A 26,113-nucleotide genomic window follows, 5' to 3' on the forward strand; every position below is an offset into this window, starting at 1 on the left:
ATGGATAATCATTCTCTCTCTCAATCGGAAACTGAGAATAGTTATTACTCTTAATCCCTCGTAACGTTCCCTACCAACTTAACAATATTTTTATAAAATATAGTAGATTTTTAACTCAAAATCTACTATATTTTATTTTTTACTATACAATATGAATATCTATTCATACTATCATGTGTTAAAATAAACCCAGGAAAAACCATGCAAAAAGCCAAATCGAGCGATTCCGGCTGCTGTAGTCACGACGACCACCACGAACACAGCCATGAGAATCATAACCACGACCACGACCACGGCCACGACCACGACCACGGTAACGGAGATTTTAACCTCAAGCAAGAATTGATTCCTGTGATATTGGTTGTTGTACTATTTGTCGGCGGTTTAATTTTTGAAGAAAAACTGCACAACACGCCCTATTCTATAGGTGAATATCTAGTTTTCATCCCAGCCTATCTTTTAAGCGGATGGAATGTTTTAACCATTGCGGGTCGCAATATTCTGCGAGGTCGATTTTTTGATGAAAATTTCTTAATGACTGTAGCAACACTGGGCGCTGTAGCCATTCACAAACTCCCTGAAGCAGTCGGGGTGATGTTGTTTTTCAAAATCGGAGAACTTTTTCAAGAATTTGCGATCGGGCGATCGCGTCAATCGATCAAATCGCTTTTAGAAATTCGCCCAGATTATGCCAACCTCAAGGACAACGGCGACATCAAAAAAGTTTCGCCAGAAACCGTAGCCGTCGGCGATATCATCCTTGTCAAACCGGGAGAAAAGATTCCCTTAGACGGTGAAATTATCGACGGCAACTCTCAGATTGACACATCTGCGCTAACTGGAGAATCAGTACCTCGAACCGTGAAAGTTGGAGAAACAGTTTTAGCAGGAACAATTAATCAGACAGGAGTTCTCACCGTCAAAGTTAGCAAACTCTTCGGCGAATCATCAATCTCCCGAATTCTGGAATTAGTAGAAAATGCCAGAAGTAAAAAAGCTGAAACTGAGAAATTTATCACCAAATTTGCCAGTTACTATACGCCTTTTGTAGTATTTGCATCGCTAGCAGTGGCTTTAATTCCGCCTTTGTTCATTTCAGGGGCAACTAATGCCGATCGCTTTTTATGGGTTTACCGCGCCCTTGTCTTGTTAGTTATTTCCTGCCCTTGCGGATTGGTGATTAGCATTCCTCTGGGATACTTTGGGGGAATTGGCGGTGCAGCCAAGCGCGGTATTTTGGTTAAAGGCTCGACTTTTTTAGATACTCTGACAGCAGTCAAGACAGTTGTTTTGGACAAAACAGGAACTCTGACAAAAGGAGTTTTTAAAGTAGCACAAATTGTGCCTCACAATGGTTTTTCCCAAACAGAGTTAATGGCAATAGCGGCTAAAGTAGAATCTCAATCCAATCACCCAGTCGCGAAATCTATTCTGGAAGCTTACGGCGGAAAAATTGATTCATCGGATGTGAAAGACTACGAAGAAATAGCGGGACACGGCATCCGAGCCAAATTAAATAATCAAATTGTGCTGACGGGAAATGACCGTTTGCTGCACCGAGAAAACATTGCTCACGATGTCTGCAATGCTGAAGGTACGATCGTGCATTTAGCGGTAGACAACCGCTACGCTGGGTATATTTTGATTGCTGACGAGCTTAAGGAAGACGCAGTACAGGCTATTCGCGACCTCAAGAAACTGGGTGTTGAGCGAATCGTGATGCTCACAGGAGATAATCAAGCAGTAGCTGATAGTGTTGCGAAAAAGCTCGGTTTAGATTCCTATTTAGCGGAGTTATTACCTGAAGGAAAAGTCGAGGCGATCGAAAAACTTATTAGCCAATCTAGAAAAGGCGATAAAATTGTCTTTGTCGGGGACGGAATTAATGATGCACCCGTTCTTGCTAGAGCTGATGTTGGCATAGCAATGGGGGGTTTGGGCTCCGATGCAGCGATCGAAACTGCCGATGTTGTAATTATGTCAGATGCACCGTCAAAGGTGGCTGAAGCCATCCAAATTGCCCGGAAAACTCACAATATTGTCTGGCAAAATATCCTTTTTGCCATGTTAGTCAAAGGCATATTTATTGCTTTGGGTGCTTTTGGGTTAGCTACCATGTGGGAGGCAGTTTTTGCTGATGTTGGGGTGGCTTTAGCTGCTATTTTCAATGCTACTAGAGTTTTGAAATAGAGTATTCGCAGACAAGGGTGATTTTTGGCGATCGACCTCATCATAGTCGATCGCGCGCACCTCGGTTCAAGCTCAAAATATACACAACTTAATATATACCGCGACTCTGCCGGATTTCGTTCCGACTGATGAAATTCCGCTACCTTTGTGAGATTATGAAAAAAATATGAAAATTATTTAACGGTAAAACCAATGACTGACCCCGAAAACAGACCCAGCCTTCCTGAAGTCCACCGCAGCATCCCCGTTCCCAACAGCAAAGGTTTCTGGCGTACGATGCTGGCTTACGCAGGGCCTGGATATTTGGTTTCAGTGGGTTACATGGACCCCGGAAACTGGGCGACTGATTTAGCGGGGGGAGCAAAGTTTGGCTATACGCTATTAAGCGTGATTTTGCTATCTAATTTGATGGCAATTTTGCTTCAATCACTCTGCGTGCGTTTGGGAGTGGTAACGGGACGTGATTTGGCACAAGCTTGTCGAGATTATTTCAGTCCGCGAGTTAGTTTTTTGCTGTGGATACTTTGTGAAATTGCTATTTCGGCTTGCGATTTAGCTGAACTTGTTGGTAGTGCGATCGGACTGCAATTGCTATTTGGCATACCCTTAGTTTGGGGAGTGTGCATCACTGCGCTAGATGTGATAATGGTGTTATTTTTACAAGGGAAAGGCTTTCGTTATATCGAAGCTTTGGTAATTACGATTATTGCAATTATTGGCGGTTGTTTTATGGCCGAAATATTTTTTGCCAAACCAGATGCCGGAGGAGTTTTACTCGGTTATGTTCCGAAGCTAGAGATTTTGCAAAATCAGGGAATGCTTTATATTGCGGTTGGTATTTTAGGGGCAACTGTGATGCCGCACAATCTTTACTTGCATTCGTCGATCGTGCAAACTCGTGCTTGGCAAGAAACTTCCGAGAAAAAATGGGAAGCAATTAAATTTAGCACAATTGATTCTACCGTAGCGCTGTCAATAGCTTTGTTTATTAATTCAGCAATTCTGATATTGTCTGCTGCAACATTTCACTTTTCGGGCTATCAAGAAGTAGCTGAAATTCAAGATGCTTACAAACTGCTTTCTCCGGTGCTGGGTGTGGGTTCAGCCAGTGCCATTTTTGCCTTTGCTTTATTGGCTTCGGGGCAGAACTCAACCTTGACTGCAACTCTAGCAGGACAGATTGTGATGGAAGGGTTTTTGAATTTTCGTCTGCGGCCTTGGTTGCGGCGGTTGCTGACTCGACTGGTGGCAATTGTACCAGCTTTGATCTCAATTATTCTGTTCGGTGAAGGCAGTACAACTAATTTGCTGGTTTTCAGTCAAGTTATTCTCAGTTTGCAATTACCTTTTGCAGTAATTCCCTTGGTAATGTTTACCTCAAACCGCCACTTAATGGGAGAGTTTGTGAATCCATTTTGGCTCAAAGCAGTAGCTTGGTTAGTGGCTAGTATTATAGTAGGATTAAATAGTTGGCTGCTGTTGCAAACTATTTTCTAGCAATTGCAAATTTCGGAAATTGAGAATTACTATATAAGTTGAATCTCAACTAAGTAAGCACACCTCAAAAACGAAGTAGCTTTTATTATAGACTTGCCCCCGCAGAAGGGAAGTTTTGTCTAACAATTTACACTGCGAACCCTTAGCTAGAAGACTTCGTTGTCTCAAAAGGCTGTCGAAAGTCTTTTCCAACAATAAATCGCGTTGAATTTAGAGGATAAGTCTTCACATAAACCAGACAACCGGTTGCCGACGACGGACTATAGGGAGAATTGGGTGAATACCGCAGCCAACTACCAGTTGGGTAATCTCCTAACTCATCACTCCAAGCGCCTTCGATGACAAAGATTTCTTTCACCTCAGATTCAACTACGTTCGACAAGGCTGTGCCAGGTTGCCAGCGTTCCACCCAAACTTTTTCAGGAAAACCCTCTTGCTCGTAAAGGGGCTTTACTTCAATTTGGGGAATAGCACTGGGCTGCCAGGACAACTCGTAAATATTCGTTTTCACGTGCTGGCGAGTGGTTCCACCATGTTGCCGTAATTTAACAAATGTCAGGCAACCTTCATCGCTATAAGGACGATGGATAAACCCTTCGGGATTGAGCATATAAGATCCTGGAGGATACACACCGGTTTCATCAGCGAAGTTACCCTGGAGTACCAAAATTTCTTCTCCACCCGGGTGCCCGTGTAGCGGGAAAAAGCCACCGGGATCGAAGCGAGTCAGCATGGTGACGGGATGATCTTGAACGTTATCGTCGGACTCAAAGCCACCAAACCAGATTCCACTAAACGTGGTCTGATGCCAGGTTAACGATGACTGCAAGACTGCGGCTCGACTCGATACGTCGTTGTGAATTGGTTGAGGTTGCCACTGAAGTTGAGAAGACATGATTCTTAAAATTTAATATGAATTTAAGATTGATTTAAGACTAACTCCAGATTGTTAAGTACGTCAACCTAATTAAACGTAAAATGCGAGATATGTTAGATCCCCGACTTTTTTAAGAAGTCAGAGTTTTACTAACACCAGTCAGGAAGGCTAAAGGTTGATTGTCTTTCGTCGCAATGACTGTATAGCTCTGGTGAGGGGTACGATCGCTTGCTCCTTCTTCCTTTTTCCTCCTGCTATAACTAATAACTAAAAAACAAAACCCGCCGGCGCGGGTTTTATCTTAAAGCTAATTTTGAATGACTGCCAATTTGAACTATTTCTTGACAGGAACAAGCTCGTTAGCAACAACCGGACGGGCAGACGAAGCGGTAGTTTGCAAAAGTGCGATCGCCTGCGCGTAGCAAGGATCGTCCTTAGTCGCCACCAACGTCGGTTTGTTAGCTAATTTCAGCTTTTGTTCGTCGGTTACTTCGACCTTAACATCGGGAGTAACCCCCTTGTGGCTGATATCCGTACCGTTGGGAGTATAGTAGTGAGCGATCGTCACCGCCAATCCCGAACCGTCAGCCAAAGAATGCACCGACTGCACCAAAGCTTTGCCAAAAGTTTGGCCGCCCATCACAGTTGCGCGCTTGTTGTCCTTCAGAGCACCGGCCAAAATCTCGCTAGCGCTGGCCGAGTTATCGTCCACGAGCACCACCAAAGGCTTGTCAGTGATTGCAGTGCGGTTTGCCCGCATTTCCTGAGAATCGCCCGCGCGATCGACTGTACGGACGATCGCCCCGGTATCCATCCACATCCGAGCTATATCAATGCTGACTCGCAGCAAGCCGCCGGGATTGCCCCGCAAATCCAACACAAAAGCGTCAGCTTTCTGATCCGAGAGCTTTTTAATCGCCGCCTGCATTTGTTCGCCCGCGTGGGAGCTAAACTCTTGCAAGCGGATGTAACCGACATTCTTACCGCCTTCATTCTTGAGGCTGTAGCGAACCGCTGCTACCTCAATTCTCGCCCTAGTCAGAGTGATATCAAACTCGCTTTTGCCCTCACGAGCAATCCGCAGCGTGACTTTCGTGCCTTCAGCGCCCCGAATTACTTGAGCCGCATCCGAGACAGTCATGCCTTTGGTAGCTTTACCGTCAATCACCAAAATCGTATCGCCCGCTTGAATCCCTGCCTTCAGGGCCGGGGAATTTTCCATCGGCTCGACTACCCTAATCGCTTTCGTTTTCTCGTCTTCTTCCAGCCTCATCCCCACTCCTGTCAGTTCCCCGGAGGTTTGATTCGTCAGCGATTCGTACTGCTTCGGGTCCATGAAGCGCGTGTAGGGGTCGTTTAATTTCTCTAGGGCTTTGCGGAGGGCGGTGTAAGCAGCTTCGCGAGAAGTATAATTTTTGCTCAGCAAGTCTTGGCGAGTTACTTGCCAGTCAGTCTTGTTAAAGCTGCCATCAACATACTCTCGGTTCACAATTTGCCAAGCTTCGTCTAAGACAGCTTTGGGGCTATCTTGAAGCTCGGCGCGGACTGATTGACTCAGGCCGGGAACGAGTAAAGATATCGAAGCGGTTGTTGCCATCGCCCCACTGAACAGGGCTGCCTGTAACTTAGAAAAGCGTCTGCGGGCTTGATTCATTGAATTTGGCTCAATTCGATTTTAGATTTTTGATGTGAGATTTTATATTGCTAAAAAATCTCACACTACTACTTAAACTATTGTGTGGAGGCTCCACGATCCCTTTCGACAGTTTAACGAGATTCTTAGTCGATCGCCAACCAATTACTACTCTCTTTTAATAAACTTAATTTAAAACTTGGATTTAAATGTGCCGTGGAAGCTAAAATCGAACAATTTTCGCGTAAGTGGTTGAGCCTGCTCGTTAATGGAGTTATTGGTCTAGCAGCGCTGGCGGGGGTCGTTGCCATGCAGTCGAGCGGGGAGTTGGGCGGAATGCCCTCTGTTGGCGTTCAGGGGCAAAAGCCGCTGTCTGCAATTTCTGCTGCCAGTTTCAAGCAAGCTGCACAGCAAGAAGCGCAGCAAGAAGCTCTGCGGCTGAAAATGCTAAAAACTATCCCTAGTTTTGGGTTTGACAATTTAATTGCAGATTGGACATTTCTCAAATTTTTGCAGTATTTTGGCGACGACGAAGCGCGAGATGTAACGGGCTACAATCTCAGCCAAGATTATTTTGACATAGTTACGCAGCGCGACCCGCGGTGGGCTGACATCTACTTGTTTCTTTCCACAGCTATTTCTTTTTATCAGGGAAAGCCTGAAACTGCTGTTAATTTTATAGAGCGCGGTACTAGGGCCCTTGCCCTTTCGCCGCAAATTCATTCCCAATCGTGGATAGTGTGGCGAACTAAAGGTCTTGATGAGTTGCTGCTATTGGGGGATATTCCTGAGTCAATTAACTCTCACGAAATGGCCGCTGAGTGGGCGGAAAAAACCCCGGAAGGGTCGAAATTGGCGCCGATGTTTCGAGCAACTGCTGAGTATTTGCGCAGAGATCCCGATAGCGTGCCGGTGCGGTTTACTGCTTGGAGTACGGTTTATGCTCAAACAACTGATAAGTTGGTGCGTCAAAGGGCGAAAGAAGCTCTTGTCAAGTTGGGAGCTCAGGTAAAAAAAGATCGGAATGGAAAGGAGAGTTTTATTTTGCCGCCTCGAAAGTAAGCAGAAGGAAGAAGGAAGAAGGAAGAAGGAAGAAGGAAAATGCAGGCACAGTCATAGTTTCAACTATCAAGAATGTCCTAACCGTCAAGACTGTTGACTGTAATTCTCCAATCTAAAATCTAAAATCAGCTTGAGTTAGTTCGCGCCATTCACCGGGTTTGAGGCCTTCGAGACGCAAATGCCCGATCGCACATCTGACTAGCCGCAGCGTCGGAAACCCTACTGCTGCGGTCATCCGGCGCACTTGGCGGTTGCGGCCTTCTGTCAGGGTCATTTCCAGCCAAGCTGTCGGTATGTTTTTGCGAAATCGAATCGGCGGTTCGCGGGGCGGCAAAGGTGGTTCTTCTAACAATAATTGCACTTTTGCCGATCGAGTCCGATAATCTTGAATTGTGACACCTGTCTGCAAAGCTGCGATCGCACTTGCATCGGGAATTCGTTCAACTTGCACCCAGTAAGTGCGGGGATGAGCGAATTTCGGGTCACTGAGGCGGTGCTGCATTTGTCCGTCATCGGTTAGCAGCAACAAACCTTCACTATCGCGATCGAGCCTTCCTACTGCATAAATGTTAGGAATAGGAATATAGTCTTTGAGAGTGCTGCGTTTATTTTCGTTGGAGTTGTCAGTGAATTGAGTTAAAACATCATAAGGTTTGTAAAATAGAATGTAGCGATAGGGCATAAGCAATTAACAAAAATGTACTAATCTCAATAATCCTGTAAGGGCGGGTTTCACCGACAATAATTGCCTAAAACCCACAATCTCCAAAGCCCGCCCCCACGAACACGGCAATATGAATAAACCTACACCTAATTTTACCATGCCCGAAGCCACACACCGCGTTTGCATCGTCTTAGGAACTCGCCCGGAAGCGATTAAACTAGCCCCAGTAATTCAACGGTTCAAAAGTTCGCCAACCTTTGACACCCAAGTAATTTTAACCGGTCAGCACCGAGAAATGGTCGAGCAAGTAATGCGAATGTTCGATCTAAAAGCCGATCGGGATTTAGCAATTATGCAGCACCAGCAAACCTTGACGGATATTACTTCCCGGAGTTTGCAGGGTTTGGAAGCTTTGTTTAAAGAATTGCAGCCCGAAATCGTCTTAGTTCAGGGCGATACAACGACTGCGTTTGCCGCTGCTTTGGCTGCATTTTACCATAAAATACCCGTAGGTCACGTAGAAGCCGGATTGCGGACAGACGACGTGTTCAATCCTTACCCCGAAGAGGCTAACCGACGGTTAATTTCTCAGCTCACACGGCTGCATTTTGCCCCGACAGCGCTGGCCCAAGAGAATTTAGGGCGATCGGGCGTTTTGGGAGAAATTCACCGTACAGGCAACACAGTAATCGATGCTTTGCTTGCAGTAGCCAAACGCGAACCAGAATGCAAAATTCCTAATTTAGATTGGAGCAAATATCGCACTATCTTAGCAACAGTTCACCGCCGGGAAAATTGGGGAGAACCTTTAGCAGGAATTGCTCAGGCATTTCTCCAAATCTTAGATAATTTTCACGATACGGCCTTGCTCTTACCTCTACACCGAAATCCGACAGTTCGAGAACCTTTGCAAGCTCTTTTGGGCGACCATCCGAGAGTATTTTTAACTGAACCTTTAGATTACGCAGAATTAGTAGGAGCGATGCAGAGATGTCATTTAATCCTCACAGATTCCGGCGGCTTGCAAGAAGAAGCACCTAGTTTGGGCAAGCCAGTTTTAGTATTACGAGAAACCACGGAAAGACCTGAGGCAATTTCTGGGGGGACGGCTAAACTTGTCGGTACGAATTGTGATACAATTTTCACAGCAGCGGCAGAATTGCTCAGCAATTCCGCAGCTTACAACGCAATGGCAATGGCAATTAATCCCTTTGGGGACGGTTTGGCAGCGTCGCGGATTTTGAAAATTGTAGCAGAGTATTTTAGTCAGAAGACAGTTGACAATTGACGGTTGACGGTGAGGCGAAAAACTGCAAACCGATTCTCAAATATTTATTGGCTGAGTCCGATCTATGGGAATCTCAATCACAAACTTCGTGCCTTCGCCCAGGGTGGAATCACACCACAGTTTTCCTCCATGCTTTTCCTTCACCACCTGATAGCTAATGGATAAGCCTAATCCTGTCCCCTTTCCTACGGGTTTAGTCGTGAAGAAGGGATCGAATAGGCGCGATCGCGCTTTCTCTGGAATGCCAGTACCGTTATCGGCGATCGCAATCTGCACCCACTCTTGTTCTGTTTTGGTAGTCATAATCCAAATCCGATTCGGTTGGTCAGCAATATCCTGAAAACTACGTCCTTCATTGCTATCTTCCAAAGCATCGATCGCATTTGATAGCAAGTTCATAAACACCTGATTAAGTTGACCTGCATAGCATTCTACCAACGGTAACTCGCCATATTCTCTTACTACTTCAATGGTTGGGCGTTCTGGCTGGGCTTGAAGGCGATGTTCTAAAATCATCAAGGTGTTATCAATGCCTTCATGGATATCGACAGCCTTGAATTCCGAGTGATCCAGACGAGAAAAGCTACGCAACGAAACCACAATGTCCCGAATGCGACTGGTGCCCATTTTCATCGACTTAAGAATCTTAGTGAGATCCTCTTGTAGGAAATTTAGATCCACATCGTCTAGGTCATCTTGAAGTGATGGGGACGGGTTGGGATAGTGCTTTTGATAGGCATCTAGTAATCGCAGTAAGTCATGGATGTGATCGTTGAGATAAGACAGGTTGCCGTAGATAAAGCTGACCGGGTTGTTGATTTCGTGCGCTATCCCTGCCACCATTTGCCCCAGTGCCGACATTTTTTCGTTATGCACCATCTGACTCTGGGTGCGGTGCAGTTCTTCAAGGGTACTCTCTAGTTGTTGCAACTGTTGGTTCAGTTGCCGATCGCGAGCCATAAGTTGCTCTGCCATACTTTTAAATCCCTGAGCTAAAAGCCCCACTTCATCCTGACTATCAACCGGAATACCAATGGCTAAATTGCCTCTGGCCAATTCCTGGGTTGCCTTAGTCAGTCTTTGAATGCGAAGGCTCAGAGCTTGGGTCAGACGCAAACCTCCGATCATCACGACTGCGATCAGGACACTTCCTAATAGACCAAAGCCACCCACCACAAACCATAAATACTGTTCTGCTTCGTCTATTTCCTTAGCAGACTTGAGTACAGCAATTTGGAGAGTTGCCCCATCAAAACTTTGTAATTCGATTGTTGCGATCAGGTATTCTTCACCAGCAATCCTGATTTTGGTGGGCAACCCGTCTGGCTGTCGAAATTGCCAAGGTCGATCGCGCAGAAGTGGCAAAGTAGTTGCCGTCACCCTCTCGCCCTCAAAAGCCACCAAATTTATGGATGTGTCGCCACGAATTGACTTTAGCGCTGTGTCGTCGATGGCTACTCCCACAGCCAAGCCACCTAGCACTTTTTCAAATGATTTGATCGAGATGGAGGCAATCATCGAAGATGGAGCCCCGTTTTCTGCCAGGAGAATGCCTGATAACTCTAGTCCAATGCGGGCGGCACGGTTGACAGAGGCATCCTGCAATTTCGCCTGCCTTATTGCTCCCAACTGTGAAGACACTAAGACTTGACCATCAGTGTCAACTATTCTGATCAAATCCAGTTTTAAACCAGCTTGGATTGGTAATACAGTTCGCAGTAATAAAGCGCGATCGCCCTCAGCTACTGCTCTGATGACATCATTATCCTCACTCACGGAACGGGTTTTCACACTCAGTGATTCTTGCCTTTGCTTGAGAGTTTCCCGCAGCATACTAGCCAGATCCACCATCTCATTTCGTGCCATCTGTTCTAAATTGTTTCTCGCAAAATAACCAAAACCCAAGGTTCCGAGAGTCCATAGACTCAGAAATGCCAACAACAGAGGCGATAACAACTTGGCGGAAACGGGTAACCGCCGGTATCTCGATCGGATGGCCACAGCTCTTAATTCTTGGCGGATTGGGTCACGGAAATAAAGCCAGACTGCTCCATCGCGTTGATTCCTGGCGGACTAGAGATGTATTGAAGTAGCGCTTGGGTAGCCTCTGAAGGTTTTTTGTGCCAGAGAATTGAAATTGTCCGAACCATCGGATACTTGCCCGCTTTGACATTTTCTCGTGTTGGTTCAACCCCGTCGAGGCTGAGGCGGTTGACAGGTAGTTTATCGGAAATGGCGTGAGCCAGGGAAAAGGTACCGATGCTGTAAGGAGTGCTTTGAATTGCCTCGATCAATTCCCCTTCTTTCCGAAATACTACTGCTTCTAATGAATTTTTTAAATCTGCTCCTAGGTAATATTTCCGCAAGAGTCGCTTGGCAGATTCATCTTCTGGGCGATCGAGCAGCACAATTTTAGCATCGGTTCCTCCGAGTTCCTTCCAGTTGGTGATAGTGCCGCTATAAATGCCTTTGATGTCTTCAGTAGTGAGGTTTTTCACCCCTGTGACGCTGGAATGAGTGGCCACTAAAAGGGCATCATGGGCAACATCACGAGACTCTAAAGTGCCATCATTTTCTTCTGGCTTTAATGTTCTTGATATTGCACCTACATCCACTAATGTCTGTTTAACCCCATCAATTATATTTTCGGACTGCCCTGGTTCTAGGTTGGTAATTTTGACGTTTTTTGCGCTAGCTTCGTAGTTGGTTTGCAGCACCTTCATCAGACCCAACGTGCTGCTTGACGCCCCAACTTTAATCGAGGTTTGGGTTTGTGTTGCCGCAGTCGTGGGCGCTGTTGTCGTGGTGGCACTGCTGGTCGTCGTACTGCAACTGGGCAGCCCGAGGAGGACGATCGCACTTAAAGCTACCGTAACTAAATTCGGTTTCATTTAACAATTCCTATGCTATTAAAAAAAATGATCGGGGTAGTAGAAACTCAAGTTTTTGATGATTTTATAGTGAACCGAACTCGAGCATTTTTTTAGGTTGGTATAAAAAAAAGGAGTTGATATTTCACGGTTGATTTCACCTTACTAAATCTTATGCTAAGTAATTAAAATTTGCAATGAGTCATCGCAACCTTTTGTCATGCTGTTTGATAGGATTAGCGATCGCATCCTAATTATTATAGATGCGATCGCAGACAATGCAGCCTGACTGATTAGAAAATACTGTTACAGGTCAATCTGGAAACTGTTATCCTGACAAATTTATCTTAATTGCAAGTTACAGATAAGTGTTTGTTGTTGAGCTTGGTAGATCGATTTGCGATCGATCTAAAACGACGAAAATCAGAAATCATTTGATTTAGAGGGACTTAGACAAAAATTGAGGCGAAAAAGGCTTCAAACCTAGATGGATTGGATCGAGACTTTCAGATCGAATAGGCATAAATCTAGTATTTACAGGGGTTTCAGCCATTGTTAAGTCATCGACCTCTTTCCTTTGCGAGTGCAAACCAGAGGTTTTAAACCCCTAGAGGGGCCTTAAAATGTCTAAGTCCCATTAGGTGAATTTCGGTGCTGTAACTGAGAATGTTTGCCTTGCCAGTTATAATATCTTTTTAAGGAGAGGGAACTTGTGGCTGAAAATTGCTGCTGCCTTTATAACCGGATAAAATAGCAAGTTTTTCCAAAGATTGCCGGCCCGTGTAATATTTACCCCGAATTTCCCAAGTGGGATAAGCTTTAATATTAGCAGCTTTGCACAAATCCGGTTGAGCATCTTTGCCTCTGGGATCGCACTCAATGTAAGTAATGGCGGTAAATGCTTCTTTGCCGAAAAGTTCTTGTTGCGTGTGACAGTGAGGACACCAGTAAGCACCGTACATTCTAGCTTTGATGGTCTGCAAATGGGTTGCTAAACCTATTTGATCGGGTACGGATTCGCTGCGAATAGGTGGTGCTTCTTGTTCAGTAACAGGCGGTGCGAAAGGGGGAGGAGGAGGGAGGGTTTGTGCTAATTTAGGAGTGGATTTGTTGCTGAAACTGAACTGTGCAATTCCTCCGTCTGCTTTGGTACTGACGAAAATCCCCAAAGTCAGGAAAATGCCGATCGCACAAAAGTTGAATTTGCTTACTCTCATCTTGGATTTCATCTGGGATTTACTAGGATTTCGCGAGCTTGATTCATAGCCTCTACAGCATTGTTTACCACAAAGATGTTAAATTGTGCTAAACCTTTAAAAAAAAGTTGACTTTCGGCGCTGTGATTTAACAATATAACTTGTTTGTTAGCTTTTAGAGCGAGGGCTATTTCCGAAGCCGTGCCCGTGCCCGTACCGCAAGCAATTATTACATCTGAAGAAAGAATGTTAATATTATTTCTGGCGTTTCCCATATCGGTGACGATCGCAATATCTACAGCTTCAGAAATGCCGCGAGTGTCATTCCCCGGAAGGATGCCGACAGTTAAACCGTTAGCTGATTTTGCTCCTTTGTTGGCTGCATCCATGACGCCGACATTTCTACCGCCAGTTAGCAATATCCATCCTGCTTCGGCGATGAATTGTCCGAGTTGATAGGCGTTTTCTAAGTCGGTTGCTGTGGCACTATCGCCCGGGCCCATGATGCCGATGATGATTTTTTTCATAGTTTTGGGGTGAATATGGTGTTATTAATACTTGCTAGCTTTTTTGCACACTATCTACGAATGTATGTTATCATAAAGATAGTGGCTTCCTAAAAACAGCTTTTGACATAACTAACTTTCTGAAGCTTCCTAGTATTTTTACTATGAAAGAGCAAACATTTAAACTAGATGAATCTCAGATAAAATTTTTAGAACTCTGTCAAAACTATGGATTTAAAGATCCTAGTGAATTGGTTAGGATAGCGATTCAACGGTTGGAATTAGCGTTAGAAACCGAGCAGTTGCAAGAATCTGCGATGCTCTATGCGGAAGTCTATGCAGAAGAGACAGAGTTACAGGAATTGGCGGAATTAGGTTTAGAAGAATGGCCGAAGGAATAAAACTGAAACGGGGGCTAATTATTGAAGTCAATCTTGACCCTACTAGGGGTTCTGAAACTGGAAAAATTAGACCTTGCATTATTGTGACTAACAATACTTATAATGAGAGAGTTCCCATAATTCAGGTGGTTCCAATTACTGCTTGGAGTGAAAAGAAAGCCAAGATTAGAAGTAATGTGGAGATTGAACCTTCAGAAGCAAATGGATTAACAAAAAAATCTCTTGCAGATTGTTTGCAAACGCGCCCTATAGATTATTTTTCTCGCTTGATGGATATCCGAGGTGAAGTTGAGCCAGAGGTTTTACTAAAAATCGATCGAGCTCTCAGAGTCGTGTTTGCTTTGTAATTTTCAAGCCTTTTAAAGAAAGAATTATGGGCTATCGCCTGTATAAATCTGGCGCAGAAATGGCGATCGCTCTTCCCAATTTCTTATTAAAAAATTACTGGTTGTGAGACTTGACAAAAGATGGCAAAATCTGCCATATTAAAAATAACGAGTTAAATGAGGTAAGTAATACCCGTGACAAGCATGAATATTTCTCTACCTGACTCAATGCGAACTTATATAGAAGAACAGGTAGCTCAAGGTGGTTATAGTACAGCTAGCGAGTATTTCCGTGAGTTAATTCGCCAAGACCAAAAACGCAAAGCTTCAGAACGTTTGGAAGCGATGTTATTAGAGGGTTTGGAATCGGGAAATCCTACGGCGATGACGGAGGAAGATTGGATGGAGATTCGTCAAGCTGTGCGATCGCGTATTTCCCAGAATCAGGGGTTGCAGGGAGAAAAATGACCTCGCTCCAAAAACGTCCGCAAGTTATCCGTGATTTGATTGAATTAGCTACTTACATTGCGGAAGATAATATGGATGCTTCCGATCGCTTTCTTGTCGCGACCGAAGAAACATTTAAACAATTGGCCCAAACGCCAAAAATGGGAAAACTCTGTCAATTTTCTCATCCTAATTTAATCGATGTGCGACAACAAGCTATTAAAGGTTTTAGAAGATATCTGATTTTCTACCGTCTTATAGATTCAGGGGTGGAAATTTTGCGCGTGATTCACGGGGCACGGGACATCGAAGATATTTTTGATAATGTTGATGAGAATGAATAAATCTTTACTCTTGAGTCGGGAAGTTGAAGAGCGATCGCCCTTCTGAATTATTAGAAAGGGCGATCGCTCTTGTTAAAGATAAAACGGGTCGAGCGAGTTTCTGACGGTTCCTAAAGTGTCCAGATTGAACTTTCTTTCAAACCATTTCGCGCTTTCCAGTAAGCTTGAAGTGGACTGCTCGTGCGCTTTTGTACATCTGCAACGCTAGAGCCATTACCTACAGAACCAGAGACATTTTGCACTGCTAAATGTAAGTGTCCAAAACCGCCATTATCAGCCTTAGCTAAAGGAGTTTGACCAGCAAAAACTTTATCCCCAACCTGAACAGTTGGTTTTTGCATATGTCCGTACCACCATCTTCTGCCTACTTCCTTACCGTTGGCATCAACTTCATCAATGTTTACCCACCAACCATTGTCTGTTTCTTTTATACCGTCTCCATTTCTGTCTAAGTACTCGTGGTAGGAACGATTTACTATTCCATCTACCGCTGCTCGAACCGTATCGTTGCTTGATGCCGCAATATCCATTCCTGAATGATAACCCACCCCCAAAGCTAAATAACTATTGTCAAAAGGATAACCAGTATTCACAACTTTTGGACTACCAAAGATAGAGGTTGAAAGGTCTTTGTAGATTTTCAGAACATCACTTGGCATATCTGTTTGCCATTTATCACCACCAGGGAAATTGCCATAATCAGGGCCATACTGTGCGCTTTCCCCGCCAATTCGATCCCATTTCTCGTCAATAGTTTTCTGCGCCCAACCTTTTTCGCCCTTTGTGTTAGCTGGCTTACTTAGGAAATTGTCCAAGACGGTTTCAATGCTAGGATAGTAATTCCCTGAAGAAACTGGTGGCGGTACCTCATTCCAAGAAAGGTCGAAGTTAGCGCTTGAATCTCGATCGTAGAAAAGAGCAACTACACGATACTTACCGCTCTCTTTGAATTTGAATTCGTACTCTTTAGGAGCGCTGTAATACTCTTGCCACCAAGGGCGAGTATCTGGATTAATCGATGTATCTGTGATAGGAGTGATTAATTCCCACGCATCAGGCTTGTCAAGGGGTCGGGCAAATAACCGGAATCCGTCATCACCTCTGGCACTGAATTTGTAGGTTTTATTAGCCTCAAAGTCCGTGTCGGTGTAGGCCTTGATTACGAAGTTGTCAGCGTGTGAAGTAGAAATTCCAGGAGGGGAACCTTTCCCAAAATCAAATTTTAGTCCTTTGTTGCTGTTAGAACCTAAATCGAAAGCACTAAGGAATTTCGATTGAGGTGTTGCCTCACTTAGCTTTCCAGGTGGTTTTAACTCACTGCCTCGATCCCAATCGTAAACCTCTGCTTTCCAATTTTTTGAAGTATCAACGTAAGTGCTAGGAATTGGTGCAGGAGAAGACACAGACTTAACGAAAGACTCGAAAGCCTTAACCCCTCCAAAATCGACAGTAGCCACCTTGCTACCATTCCAAAGCATAGAACCCTTTTCAAACACCTGCGTGATAACGCCGCTAATCTGTTCAACCTGATTTTGAAGTGGTTTACCCAGGCGGCTCTCACCGCCAATTTTGAGATATTCTTTGCCAATCTCTCCCACTATCTGAAATGGATTTGACACAGGAGGCGATGGCGGATTCTGAGTTTGTTTCTCTGGCAGATTTACCTCTACATATGGCTCACTACCATTAGCATTGGGGTAAAAATTCATTTTCAAGGTGTATGAATCTACCTTAGAGAGACTACCCTTATCAACAGTCACTGTGTAAGTACCTGCTGGCAATTGACCCCCTGGTAGTGTATTTGCATTAGCAGGTTGAGAACCCACAGATTGTAAATAAACACCATTATTACCCGTCAGGGTTGCACTGCCTATGTTGAGTGTTCCGAATTGCAAAGGAGTCGGTTGATTCACGGTAAAAGTGTAGACATCTGATGGATTAGAATCATCTAGCCAACCTTGATAAAATGTCCGCCCGGATGTGTTTACCTGATTCCAATTTTGCGTCGCCCTTTCCATTGGCGTTACTTTCCCTTCTCCATCCCAAGTTGTAGGCGTGATAAACGGTGAAGGCGTGTAACTTTGCGGCTTTGTATCCTTCGCCACTTGCACAGCTTTATTCAAATTCACCACCCCAAAACCCGTTTCTTCATCCCATCCGGGCTCCTTCAAATCGATCGCACTTCCGGTCAAAACGTCAATCACTTGAGTAGGATTCAAATCAGGATTACTCTCCCAAACTTTAGACGCCATCCCCGCCGCAATCGCCGCCGCAACAGAAGTCCCCGCCATCGTGCCTAAATCATCACCAACAGTCGATAAAGTCGGATTTTCGATCGAACCTCCGGGCACTAAAATATCCAAACCATAGCCATAGCTGGAATAATCCGATCGCCCAAAGCCATCAGATGAACCAACCGTCAGAATATTCTCAAACTCCTGGGAAGATTGACCCAAAACTGACATCACACCGCCGTCATTACCAGCCGCTACAACTAACAGCACTCCATTCTGACGCGCATTTTCTAAAGCAGCACGTTCTCTGGGTGTAAATTCGTAACGAGTGGTAATGCTGCCATCAGCATTTTTCTGAGTTAAATCGAGGGGAAGAAGTGCGATCGCATTCTTCTTCTTTTGTGCTTTCGCCTCACCCACAAAATCAGTTAAAGCTAAATCCCATTCCCCAGAACCAATTGCCCGACTTAGATAAACATTCGCTTTATCGTTGTAGCCATCAATGCCTTTGTCGTTGCCTTGAATTGCACTAACTAAACCCCAGCTAAATGTGCCGTGTTCGTTACCAGTGCCAGCAGTAAACAAAGGATTGCTGTCTTTGTCAATGCGATCGCGCCCCATAGTCACTTTAGAGTAATCCAAATCGGGATTGTTCGGCGCAAACCCAGTATCGATGATGCCAATAAAGGCGCGATTTTCTGGCGGCGAACTAATCGGTACATCGGGTTCAACAGGTGGTTCGGAGTCGATCGGCTGCGACATATCGTCGATCGGCTCAAGTCCAACTAGAGGCGGTTCCGGGGCGATCGTAGGCGGTTGCACGGGTGGTGTTGGAGGGGTCGGCAGCGTTGCTACAGGTGGCGTTGTCGCAACAGGCGGCGTTGCCACAGGTGGCGTTACCACAGGCGGCGTTGTCTCAATCGGTGGCGCTACAGCAACAGGTGATTTTGTCTCCACAGGAGGCGCGACAGCAACCGGCGGTTTTGTCTCCACAGGAGGCGTTGTTTCCACAGGAGGCGCGACAGCAACCGGCGGTTTTGTCTCCACAGGAGGCGTTGTCTCCACAGGAGGCGTTGTCTCCACAGGCGGTTTTGTCTCCACAGGAGGCGTTGTCTCCACAGGAGGCGTGACAGCAACCGGCGGTTTTGGATCAATCGGTGGCGTTTCCACAGGAGGCGCGACAGCAACCGGCTGCTTTGATTTGACATAATCGATCAATTTATTGCCGCCATCAAGTTTAGTCCAATCCTTACTTGGATCGATCACTTTGTCGATCGACACTGCTTTGCCCGTCGCACCTGTTAAATTGAAAACCAAATCGTTGTAATCTTTATCTGAACCCTGATCGACGCGCTGATCTTCCATTGCAAATGCCTTGCCGTTGCCAGTTACATCTGCTACTTGACCGTACAACCAAGCATCATCTGGATTAGTGCTAGATAATGACAACAGCGGGCGTTTGTCACCGCCGGCACCGGGATTCTTAAACACATCTTGCACAGTACCATTTGGCACCAGCATCACCGCAAAAGCCTCTCCCGGTTGCATCGGAAATGTTTTCGCGGCGCTGTACTGCCCTTCGTTATAATTTCCCTCTCCTAAACGGCCGTTAAATAGCGGATTGGCACCTTCTGTGGGGTCAGAAATTACTACGTGACCAAAGGTAGAATTGGTCAGGGATCGTCTTGCTGCTTCTTTGATAAATTCCTGAGAACCAGGGGTAAATTTCTCCATTCCCAGCACGCTGAAAATGGCAACTTCACCTTGATAATTGCCGCCGTCATGCAACCAGTCAAAGCCAACTTGTCCCGTGGAATCTGTAGCGAAAAAGCCGGAGTCAACCCCTAAACCTGTCAGCGGGTCAACTTTGCCATCTGGGGTTAAACTAACTTGATAATTTGTATCGCCCGAAGGTGCAAAAATTTTGAGTGCATAATTGGTTGCGCCCAAATTATCGATGCTAAAAGTTCCCGAATTTGTGCCGTTGGTTTCGATGTCTTTGACGACTTTTCCCTGGCTGTCGAGGAGTTGCATCCCGACAATGGAACTAAATCCTTCAGCCGTAACTCGAAAGCTGCCTGTATTCAGCCGATTAAAACGATAGGTGTCTGTGGGGTCAGTTTTACCTGCGAAGTCGATGGAGAAATAATTGTCGTTCAGATTGCCGATCGATATATTAGACATGATGCACCTTGATTGATAAATTTCTATGGAAAAAATCAGCCGACACAGCCAAGCAATTGCCGCAAACCCGCGCAACGACACGCGAATTCAACTTAATTAGCAAAAGGTTATAAAATCGTTAAACTCGCTTAACTTTCCGCCACTATGTATCTATCAGAAGTGCGCCGGAGTTTTTATGCGTTTTGTAATGAAACTTTACACTCAGTGTTTAATAACGAGTAGGAAATGGCACCGTTTGACATTTATTTTCTTCCGGTGAAAGTGTTGCCTGTAACCAATTTCCCTAGCTGCTGACAAAAAGACGTAGTTTTTTATACTCCAATAATTCAGCATAATTTCGTCTAATACACAAAAATAATATCAGTTTTTATAAGCCAGCGCATCAGTAATATCTCCGAAAAGTTTAATCCAATTGGATTAATAACTAAGTATATTTATGTATAATAATCCTGAAAAAGGGAGAAGAAGCGATCGCACATCCCTTTTTCAGGATCGTGCAGCCGTTGGAGACTTCGATACAAAGCAAAGAGACACAGGTTTTCAGGCTTAAATCGATCGGAAGCTCTTCTGTCAAACTTCAATCATTCGAGTTTCACACCCGTTTCCTGCGGGAAAAGCCCAACAAAAAACTAAAAAATCTCCCCAATAATCATCCCCGCCAATATTACAAACCCCACCCAAACATTTTGGCGAAAGATTTGACCATAAACCCGCCTAGGAATATCCGCTTTTTGCAGTTGAATGTACTGCAAAAACCACAAAAGTGCCGCCGCACAAATGGCCATCCAAAAAGCAATGTGCAAGTGCAGATTAATTCCCATTGCCGCCAATAAACCGACAGTCCCAACAAAGAAAAAACCCACAGCATTAGCGGCATTATTCCCGAAAAATATCGCGCTGGAATTCACCCCCAAACGCAAATCGTCTTCGCGATCGCTCATCGCATAAACTGTATCAAATCCTAACGTCCACAGCACGACTGCACCCCAAAGCAGCCAAGTAGCTAATTCTAGTTTCCCAACGGCCGCGCTCCAACTAATTAAGACGGCAAAACCCCAGGCAATTGATAACACTAATTGCGGCACTGGGAAGAATCTTTTTGCTAGGGGATAGCAGATAATTACTGGTACGGCGGCGACACACAACCAGAAACTTAAAGGATTGAGATAAAAAGCGAGAATTGCCGCGCAAGCAAAGGAAATTAATGCAACTCCTATTCCAGTTTGCACGGTGAGGGCGCGGGATGCTAGGGGGCGCGATCGCGTTCTTTCTACTTCGGGATCGATATCGCGATCCCACAAGTCGTTGATGACGCATCCAGCCGCACTCGTGGCTAAGGTACCCAACACAATCACGCCCACCAATGCTGCGGGCGGTTTCCCGTGGGCTGCTAAAAAGACGGCCCAGAGGGCTGGAATCATTAAAATGAGCCTTCCTGCTGGTTTGTCCCATCTCAAAAGCCTCACGACGGTTAGCAATGTGGATTCGGGTTGGCGATCGAGCTCTTTAAGCATTTCAATTCTAGATCTGAGATTTTTAACTTTAGATCTTATCAAATTTTAGGCAGAATCACTTACTATCTCTGCTGGCGATGGCATTTCTGCCGGAATTTTCAACAGGTGAAAGTCTTGGCCAGTCAGCATTTCCCGTTTTTTGCTAATTTAATAGAATGCCTAACTGGATTCGTGAAATAATCATAAATATCTGTCAACCCCGAGACACTCCAATGGTTAATTTACTTGCTTCGGCGGAGTCAAATCGCATTATTGCTGCTATTGATATGGGTACTAACTCGTTTCACATGGTGCTGGCGCGCATCGATCCGAAATTGCCCGCGTTTACGATTATTGCTAGAGAAAAAGATACGGTTCGGTTGGGCGATTGCGATGCTAAGACAGGGTGCTTAAAGTCCGAAGTTATGGAAAGGGCGATCGCCACTCTGCGCCGCTTTCAAGATATTGCTAAAACTTTTAATGCTGAACAAATTATAGCTGTTGCTACGAGTGCGGTTCGCGAAGCCCCTAACGGGCGGGATTTTCTCAAACAAGTTGCTGAAGAATTAGACCTGAATGTGAGTTTAATTTCCGGTCAGGAAGAAGCGCGGAGAATTTATCTCGGCGTTCTTTCCGGTATGGAGTTTAACAATCAGTCGCAGGTGATTATTGATATTGGGGGCGGTTCTACAGAGTTGATTTTAGGAGACAGTTCTGAGCCTCGCTGTCTCACCAGTACAAAAATTGGTGCTGTTCGCTTAACGGGACAATTTGTCAAAAGTGACCCGATTAGCAGGGAGGAGTTTGCTTATTTGCAAGCTTATATTCGGATTTCGCTGGAAAGACCGATCGACGAATTGCGATCTCACTTCAATGCTGGCGAAACTTTGCGCTTGATTGGCACTGCTGGAACCATCGAAACTCTGGCGGCAATTAACGCTCGCGAAAAGTTGGGAACAGTGCCGAGTCCCCTAGCCGGATATCAGTTAAGTTTAAAAGATTTGCGCGATTTAGTCAATCGCTTTCGCAAACTTTCTTACTCGGAAAGGTTGGCAATTCCGGGAATGTCGGACAAGCGGGCAGAAATTATTCTGGCCGGCGCTTTGATTTTGCAGGAAGCGATGACACTATTAGGGATGGAATCGCTGACTGTTTGCGATCGCTCTCTGAGAGAAGGCGTAATTGTTGACTGGATGCTGGCGCACGGTTTAATTGAAAACCGCTTGCGCTATCAAGGTTCAATCCGCCAGCGCAGCACTCTGCACATGGCTAACAAATATCAAGTCAATTTAGAACTAAGCGAAAGAACCGCAGCATTTGCGCTCAATTTTTTCGACCAAACTCAAGGAATCCTGCACAATTGGGGAACCGAAGAACGCGAGTTGCTGTGGGCTGCCGCGATTCTGCACAACTGCGGTTTGTACGTCAGTCATTCGGCGCACCACAAGCATTCTTACTATTTAATTCGCAATGGTGAGTTATTAGGATACACTGAAACAGAGATTGAAGTCATTGCTAATTTAGCTCGCTATCACCGAAAAAACCCTCCGAAAAAGAAGCACGAAAATTTTTTGATTATTCCCAAAAAATACCGGGAAGTAGTTAGTAAGTTGCATCCTTTTCTGCGGTTGGCTGTGGCTTTGGACAGGCGGCAGATTGGCGCAATTTCGGATTTTAAATGCGAACACCGCCCAGAAGTTCGAGAGTTTCATTTGCGGCTGCAACCGCTCAATCCAGAAGACGATTGCGCTCTGGAGCTGTGGAGTTTGGATTATAAAAAGCCGTCTTTTGAGGATGAGTACAATCTCAAATTAGTGGCAACTTTGGAGCCGACTCTGGTTCCCGTTTAAATACAAGGCAGAGCCTGGAAACGAGAAACTGTAGGGTGCTGTGCCAGAGAGATTCAAGGTGGTCAAGAAGACCCTCAAACGCTTGAAATCTCTCTGGCTGCGCTCGTTAAATCTTTTTCTTTTAACAGGCGATCGGCAATAAACCTAATTTATTGCCGATCGCCAGCCGGTAGGATGAGGTAAAGCCGATCGATCGCACCAATACCCTAGAACGGCAGCGCGCACCTACAAGCTACGAAAATGCAAGCGTTTGAGGGACTTCTATACCTGGCTCGGCATTCACCAAGACGCGGGCAGATTATGTAGTCCTTACCCGAAGATGGTAAAATCATTCAGATCGATCGCACTAGCTTGCACTCCGTTCAAAGCAGCCAATAGTTGACCATTCTGACCAATCCTGATGAAAGCTGTATTAGCGTTTTGGGTAATACTAAGTTGAACAAAAGTTAGACCGCCCGCTAACACCAGCAAATCTTCACCTTTTGTGAAATCAGTAATTAGATCGCTGCCTTCACCTGCTGTTAAAACAAAGCGATCGCGCCCAATGTCACCGCTGAGAATATCATTGCCCAAACCCCCAATCAGACAATCGTCGCCTTTACCGCCATAGAGAGTATCGTTGCCCTCCTCGCCGCATAGCTTGTCACTACCGCCGTTGCCAAACATCAAATCATTGCCAGCACCGCCGCACAGGGAATCTGGCTCGCCGTTAAAGCCGATCGGCCTGTCTCCGAAAATAGTATCGTCCCCGTCGCCGCCGCAAATGCTATCACTGCCGCGATCGCCCAACAGCAGATCGTTGCCAGTACCCCCCACCACAACGTCATTGCCCTTGCCCCCGTAAACCGTATCATTGCCCTCGCCGCCGCTTAGAGTATCCGCAGCATCTCCCCCGTTCAAGAAGTCGTTGCCAGCACCGCCAAAGAGCAAATCGCGTCCAGTCGAGTCAGGGCTAAACGGGTCAAAACTGCCTCCAAACAAGCAGTCGTTACCCTGAGCCCCAACTAGAGTGTCATTGCCCTTGTCGCCCCAAATCAAGTCATCGTCTTTGCCGCCGATCGCCACATCATCGCCCTTACCCCCGAAAATGCGATCGTCGCCGCCGGCGCCGTTGAGGTAATCATTGCCAGCGCCGCCAAACAGCAAGTCTTTGTCTGCATTGGGGCCAAGGGGGATATTGCTGGGCAGTCCCCCGTAAATATTGTCGTTGCCTTTTTGGCCCAGCAGAATGTCGTCGCCGTTGAAACCCCTGATAACGTCGTTGACATTGCTGCCGATGAGGAAGTCGTCGCCGTCAGTGCCATTGAAAGTGCGATCGACTGGATTCGGGCTGGGAATCGAACCGATCGCGGGTAGGGTAATCTGTTCGCAAATGCAATCGCGATCGTCTGGAGTTCCGGTCGGAGTTGGAGTTTCCGTGGGAGTCGGAGTTGGAGTTCCGGTTGGAGTTGGAGTTCCGGTTGGAGTTGGAGTTCCGGTTGGAGTTGGAGTTCCGGTTGGAGTCGGAGTTCCGGTTGGAGTTGGAGTTCCCGTGGGAGTCGGAGTTTCCGTGGGAGTCGGAGTTCCGGTTGGAGTCGGAGTTCCGGTTGGAGTTGGAGTTCCGGTTGGAGTTGGAGTTCCCGTGGGAGTTGGAGTTCCGGTTGGAGTCGGAGTTCCCGTGGGAGTCGGAGTTCCGGTTGGAGTCGGAGTTTCCGTGGGAGTCGGAGTTCCGGTTGGAGTCGGAGTTTCCGTGGGAGTTGGAGTTCCGGTTGGAGTCGGAGTTTCCGTGGGAGTTGGAGTTCCGGTTGGAGTTGGAGTTGGGGTTGGAGTTTCCGTGGGAGTTGGAGTCGGAGTTTCCGTGGGAGTTGGAGTTCCGGTTGGAGTTGGAGTTGGAGTTTCCGTGGGAGTTGGAGTTGGACTTTCCGTGGGAGTTGGAGTTGGAGTTCCCGTGGGGGTTGGAGTTTCCGTGGGAGTTGGAGTTGGAGTTCCCGTGGGGGTTGGAGTTTCCGTGGGAGTTGGAGTTGGAGTTCCCGTGGGGGTTGGAGTTTCCGTGGGAGTTGGTGTCGGAGTTTCTGTGGGAGTCGGAGTCGGAGTTCCTGTGGGAGTCGGAGTTCCTGTGGGAGTCGGAGTTCCCGTGGGAGTTGGTGTCGGAGTTTCTGTGGGAGTCGGAGTTCCCGTGGGAGTTGGTGTCGGAGTTTCTGTGGGAGTCGGAGTTCCCGTGGGAGTCGGAGTCGGAGTTCCCGTGGGAGTCGGAGTCGGAGTTTCCGTGGGAGTCGGAGTTGGAGTTTCCGTGGGAGTTGGAGTTGGAGTTGGAGGGGTATTTACAAGAATGCTTGCCGTGACGATCGCAGAATCAGCTTTCCCGTCATTAGCTTTGTAGGTAAAAGAGTCTGTCCCTGCAAAACCAGGATTCGGAGTATAAGTGAAAGAACCGTTAGCGTTGAGGGCGATCGACCCTGTAGCCGGATTTGTCACCAGAATCGCACTCAGCGGGTCGTTTTCCGGGTCTGTATCGTTGATTAAGACTCCCAAACCCGTCACGTTGAGGGGACTATTAAAAGCAGTGGTATAGCTGTCAGAATTGGCTGTAGGCGGGTTATTGTTGACGTTTACAGTTACGGTAGCGGGTGTAGAGTTAACTATCCCGTCGCTGACTGTGTAGGTAAAGGTGTCTGTTCCAGAAAAGCCTGCGTCAGGAGTATAAGTGAAAGAACCGTCTTTGTTGAGGGCGATCGACCCTTTCGTCGGATTTGCGGCCACCGCAGCAGTCAGCGTGTCTAAATCTGCGTCGGAGTCGTTCGCTAAAACTCCGGGCACTGTTACGCTGAGGACTGTTCCCGCACTGATGCTGTAGGTGTCAGGTTGTGCTGTTGGCAGACTGTTAGTGACGTTGATATTCACCGTAGCGGGGACAGTCGCGGCCCCGTCGCTAACGCTGTAAGTGAAGGTATCTGTACCGACAAAGCCAGGGCTAGGAGTGTAAGTGAAGTTACCATCGGGGTTAAAAACGATCGTACCTTTGGTCGGGCCTGTGACCAAAGCGGGGGTCAACTTGTCCAAGAAGTCGCCGTC

General features: G+C 46.2%; 19 protein-coding genes. 9 read left to right on the forward strand and 10 right to left on the reverse strand.

Annotated features, from left to right (window positions below; translation table 11 throughout):
* Positions 1-201 precede the first annotated feature (201 nt).
* Both QUA13_RS03875 and QUA13_RS03880 read left to right on the forward strand, forming a co-directional pair.
* Complete coding sequence (locus QUA13_RS03875) at positions 202-2,190, forward strand: heavy metal translocating P-type ATPase (protein ID WP_333196768.1); 1,989 nt, start codon at positions 202-204, stop codon at positions 2,188-2,190.
* Positions 2,191-2,382: 192 nt separating this feature from the next.
* Positions 2,383-3,687, forward strand: a complete 1,305-nt coding sequence (locus tag QUA13_RS03880) for an Nramp family divalent metal transporter (protein ID WP_333196769.1) — start codon at positions 2,383-2,385, stop codon at positions 3,685-3,687.
* 142 nt (positions 3,688-3,829) lie between these two features.
* Here the strand turns inward: QUA13_RS03880 and QUA13_RS03885 are convergent, their stop codons facing one another.
* Positions 3,830-4,582, reverse strand: a complete 753-nt coding sequence (locus tag QUA13_RS03885; protein ID WP_333196770.1) for a cupin domain-containing protein — start codon at positions 4,580-4,582, stop codon at positions 3,830-3,832.
* A 316-nt stretch (positions 4,583-4,898) separates the two neighbouring features.
* A complete protein-coding gene (ctpB, locus tag QUA13_RS03890; protein ID WP_333196772.1) occupies positions 4,899-6,218 on the reverse strand; it encodes a carboxyl-terminal processing protease CtpB in 1,320 nt (439 codons plus the stop codon).
* A gap of 195 nt (positions 6,219-6,413) precedes the next feature.
* Here ctpB and QUA13_RS03895 point away from each other — a divergent pair, with 195 nt between their 5' ends.
* Positions 6,414-7,259 (forward strand): hypothetical protein, encoded by an 846-nt coding sequence (locus tag QUA13_RS03895; RefSeq protein ID WP_333196774.1) that lies wholly within the window; start codon positions 6,414-6,416, stop codon positions 7,257-7,259.
* 112 nt (positions 7,260-7,371) lie between these two features.
* Here the strand turns inward: QUA13_RS03895 and QUA13_RS03900 are convergent, their stop codons facing one another.
* Positions 7,372-7,941: a pseudouridine synthase gene (locus tag QUA13_RS03900; RefSeq protein ID WP_333196775.1), complete on the reverse strand. Its 570-nt coding sequence runs from the start codon at positions 7,939-7,941 to the stop codon at positions 7,372-7,374.
* Positions 7,942-8,080: 139 nt separating this feature from the next.
* Here QUA13_RS03900 and wecB point away from each other — a divergent pair, with 139 nt between their 5' ends.
* On the forward strand, positions 8,081-9,211 hold the full coding sequence (wecB, locus tag QUA13_RS03905) for a non-hydrolyzing UDP-N-acetylglucosamine 2-epimerase (RefSeq protein WP_333196859.1): 1,131 nt from the start codon (positions 8,081-8,083) through the stop codon (positions 9,209-9,211).
* Positions 9,212-9,247: 36 nt separating this feature from the next.
* Here the strand turns inward: wecB and QUA13_RS03910 are convergent, their stop codons facing one another.
* From QUA13_RS03910 to QUA13_RS03925, 4 genes are all read right to left on the reverse strand, one after another.
* Entirely contained in the window at positions 9,248-11,077 is a 1,830-nt protein-coding gene (locus tag QUA13_RS03910) for an ATP-binding protein (RefSeq protein ID WP_333196776.1), read from the reverse strand.
* Positions 11,078-11,217: 140 nt separating this feature from the next.
* Positions 11,218-12,102 (reverse strand): substrate-binding domain-containing protein, encoded by an 885-nt coding sequence (locus QUA13_RS03915; RefSeq protein WP_333196777.1) that lies wholly within the window; start codon positions 12,100-12,102, stop codon positions 11,218-11,220.
* Between the two features lie 674 nt (positions 12,103-12,776).
* Complete coding sequence (locus tag QUA13_RS03920; RefSeq protein WP_333196779.1) at positions 12,777-13,298, reverse strand: hypothetical protein; 522 nt, start codon at positions 13,296-13,298, stop codon at positions 12,777-12,779.
* 8 nt (positions 13,299-13,306) lie between these two features.
* Complete coding sequence (locus QUA13_RS03925) at positions 13,307-13,804, reverse strand: TIGR00725 family protein (RefSeq protein ID WP_333196780.1); 498 nt, start codon at positions 13,802-13,804, stop codon at positions 13,307-13,309.
* Between the two features lie 143 nt (positions 13,805-13,947).
* Here QUA13_RS03925 and QUA13_RS03930 point away from each other — a divergent pair, with 143 nt between their 5' ends.
* The 4 genes from QUA13_RS03930 to QUA13_RS03945 all read left to right on the forward strand — a co-directional run bounded on the left by QUA13_RS03930 (position 13,948) and on the right by QUA13_RS03945 (position 15,301).
* A complete protein-coding gene (locus tag QUA13_RS03930; protein ID WP_333196782.1) occupies positions 13,948-14,184 on the forward strand; it encodes a hypothetical protein in 237 nt (78 codons plus the stop codon).
* The gene (locus QUA13_RS03935; protein WP_333196785.1) at positions 14,169-14,531 is read left to right on the forward strand and encodes a type II toxin-antitoxin system PemK/MazF family toxin; all 363 of its coding nucleotides are present in this window, start codon (positions 14,169-14,171) and stop codon (positions 14,529-14,531) included. Before QUA13_RS03930 ends, QUA13_RS03935 begins: the two co-directional genes overlap by 16 nt.
* 183 nt (positions 14,532-14,714) lie before the next feature.
* A complete protein-coding gene (locus tag QUA13_RS03940; protein ID WP_333196787.1) occupies positions 14,715-14,978 on the forward strand; it encodes a type II toxin-antitoxin system ParD family antitoxin in 264 nt (87 codons plus the stop codon).
* Positions 14,975-15,301, forward strand: a complete 327-nt coding sequence (locus QUA13_RS03945; protein WP_333196788.1) for a type II toxin-antitoxin system RelE/ParE family toxin — start codon at positions 14,975-14,977, stop codon at positions 15,299-15,301. The genes QUA13_RS03940 and QUA13_RS03945 overlap by 4 nt, the downstream gene beginning before the upstream one ends.
* A gap of 110 nt (positions 15,302-15,411) precedes the next feature.
* On the opposite strand, the gene QUA13_RS03950 is transcribed toward QUA13_RS03945, so the two are convergent.
* Together QUA13_RS03950 and QUA13_RS03955 are read right to left on the reverse strand one after the other, a co-directional pair.
* Positions 15,412-19,719: a S8 family serine peptidase gene (locus QUA13_RS03950; RefSeq protein WP_333196790.1), complete on the reverse strand. Its 4,308-nt coding sequence runs from the start codon at positions 19,717-19,719 to the stop codon at positions 15,412-15,414.
* Between the two features lie 629 nt (positions 19,720-20,348).
* The gene (locus tag QUA13_RS03955) at positions 20,349-21,233 is read right to left on the reverse strand and encodes a 4-hydroxybenzoate solanesyltransferase (protein ID WP_333196791.1); all 885 of its coding nucleotides are present in this window, start codon (positions 21,231-21,233) and stop codon (positions 20,349-20,351) included.
* Positions 21,234-21,445: 212 nt separating this feature from the next.
* Here QUA13_RS03955 and QUA13_RS03960 point away from each other — a divergent pair, with 212 nt between their 5' ends.
* Positions 21,446-23,062 carry a Ppx/GppA phosphatase family protein gene (locus tag QUA13_RS03960; RefSeq protein WP_333196793.1) on the forward strand — a complete coding sequence of 539 codons (1,617 nt, stop codon included), beginning with the start codon at positions 21,446-21,448 and terminating at the stop codon, positions 23,060-23,062.
* A 309-nt stretch (positions 23,063-23,371) separates the two neighbouring features.
* Here QUA13_RS03960 and QUA13_RS03965 read toward each other — a convergent pair.
* Positions 23,372-26,113, reverse strand: a 2,742-nt coding sequence (locus tag QUA13_RS03965) for an Ig-like domain-containing protein (RefSeq protein ID WP_333196795.1), incomplete at its 5' end; no start/stop codon positions are given.

Origin of the sequence: Microcoleus sp. S28C3 (assembly GCF_036700785.1) — a bacterium.
GTDB classification, from domain to species: Bacteria; Cyanobacteriota; Cyanobacteriia; order Cyanobacteriales; family Microcoleaceae; genus Microcoleus; species Microcoleus asticus.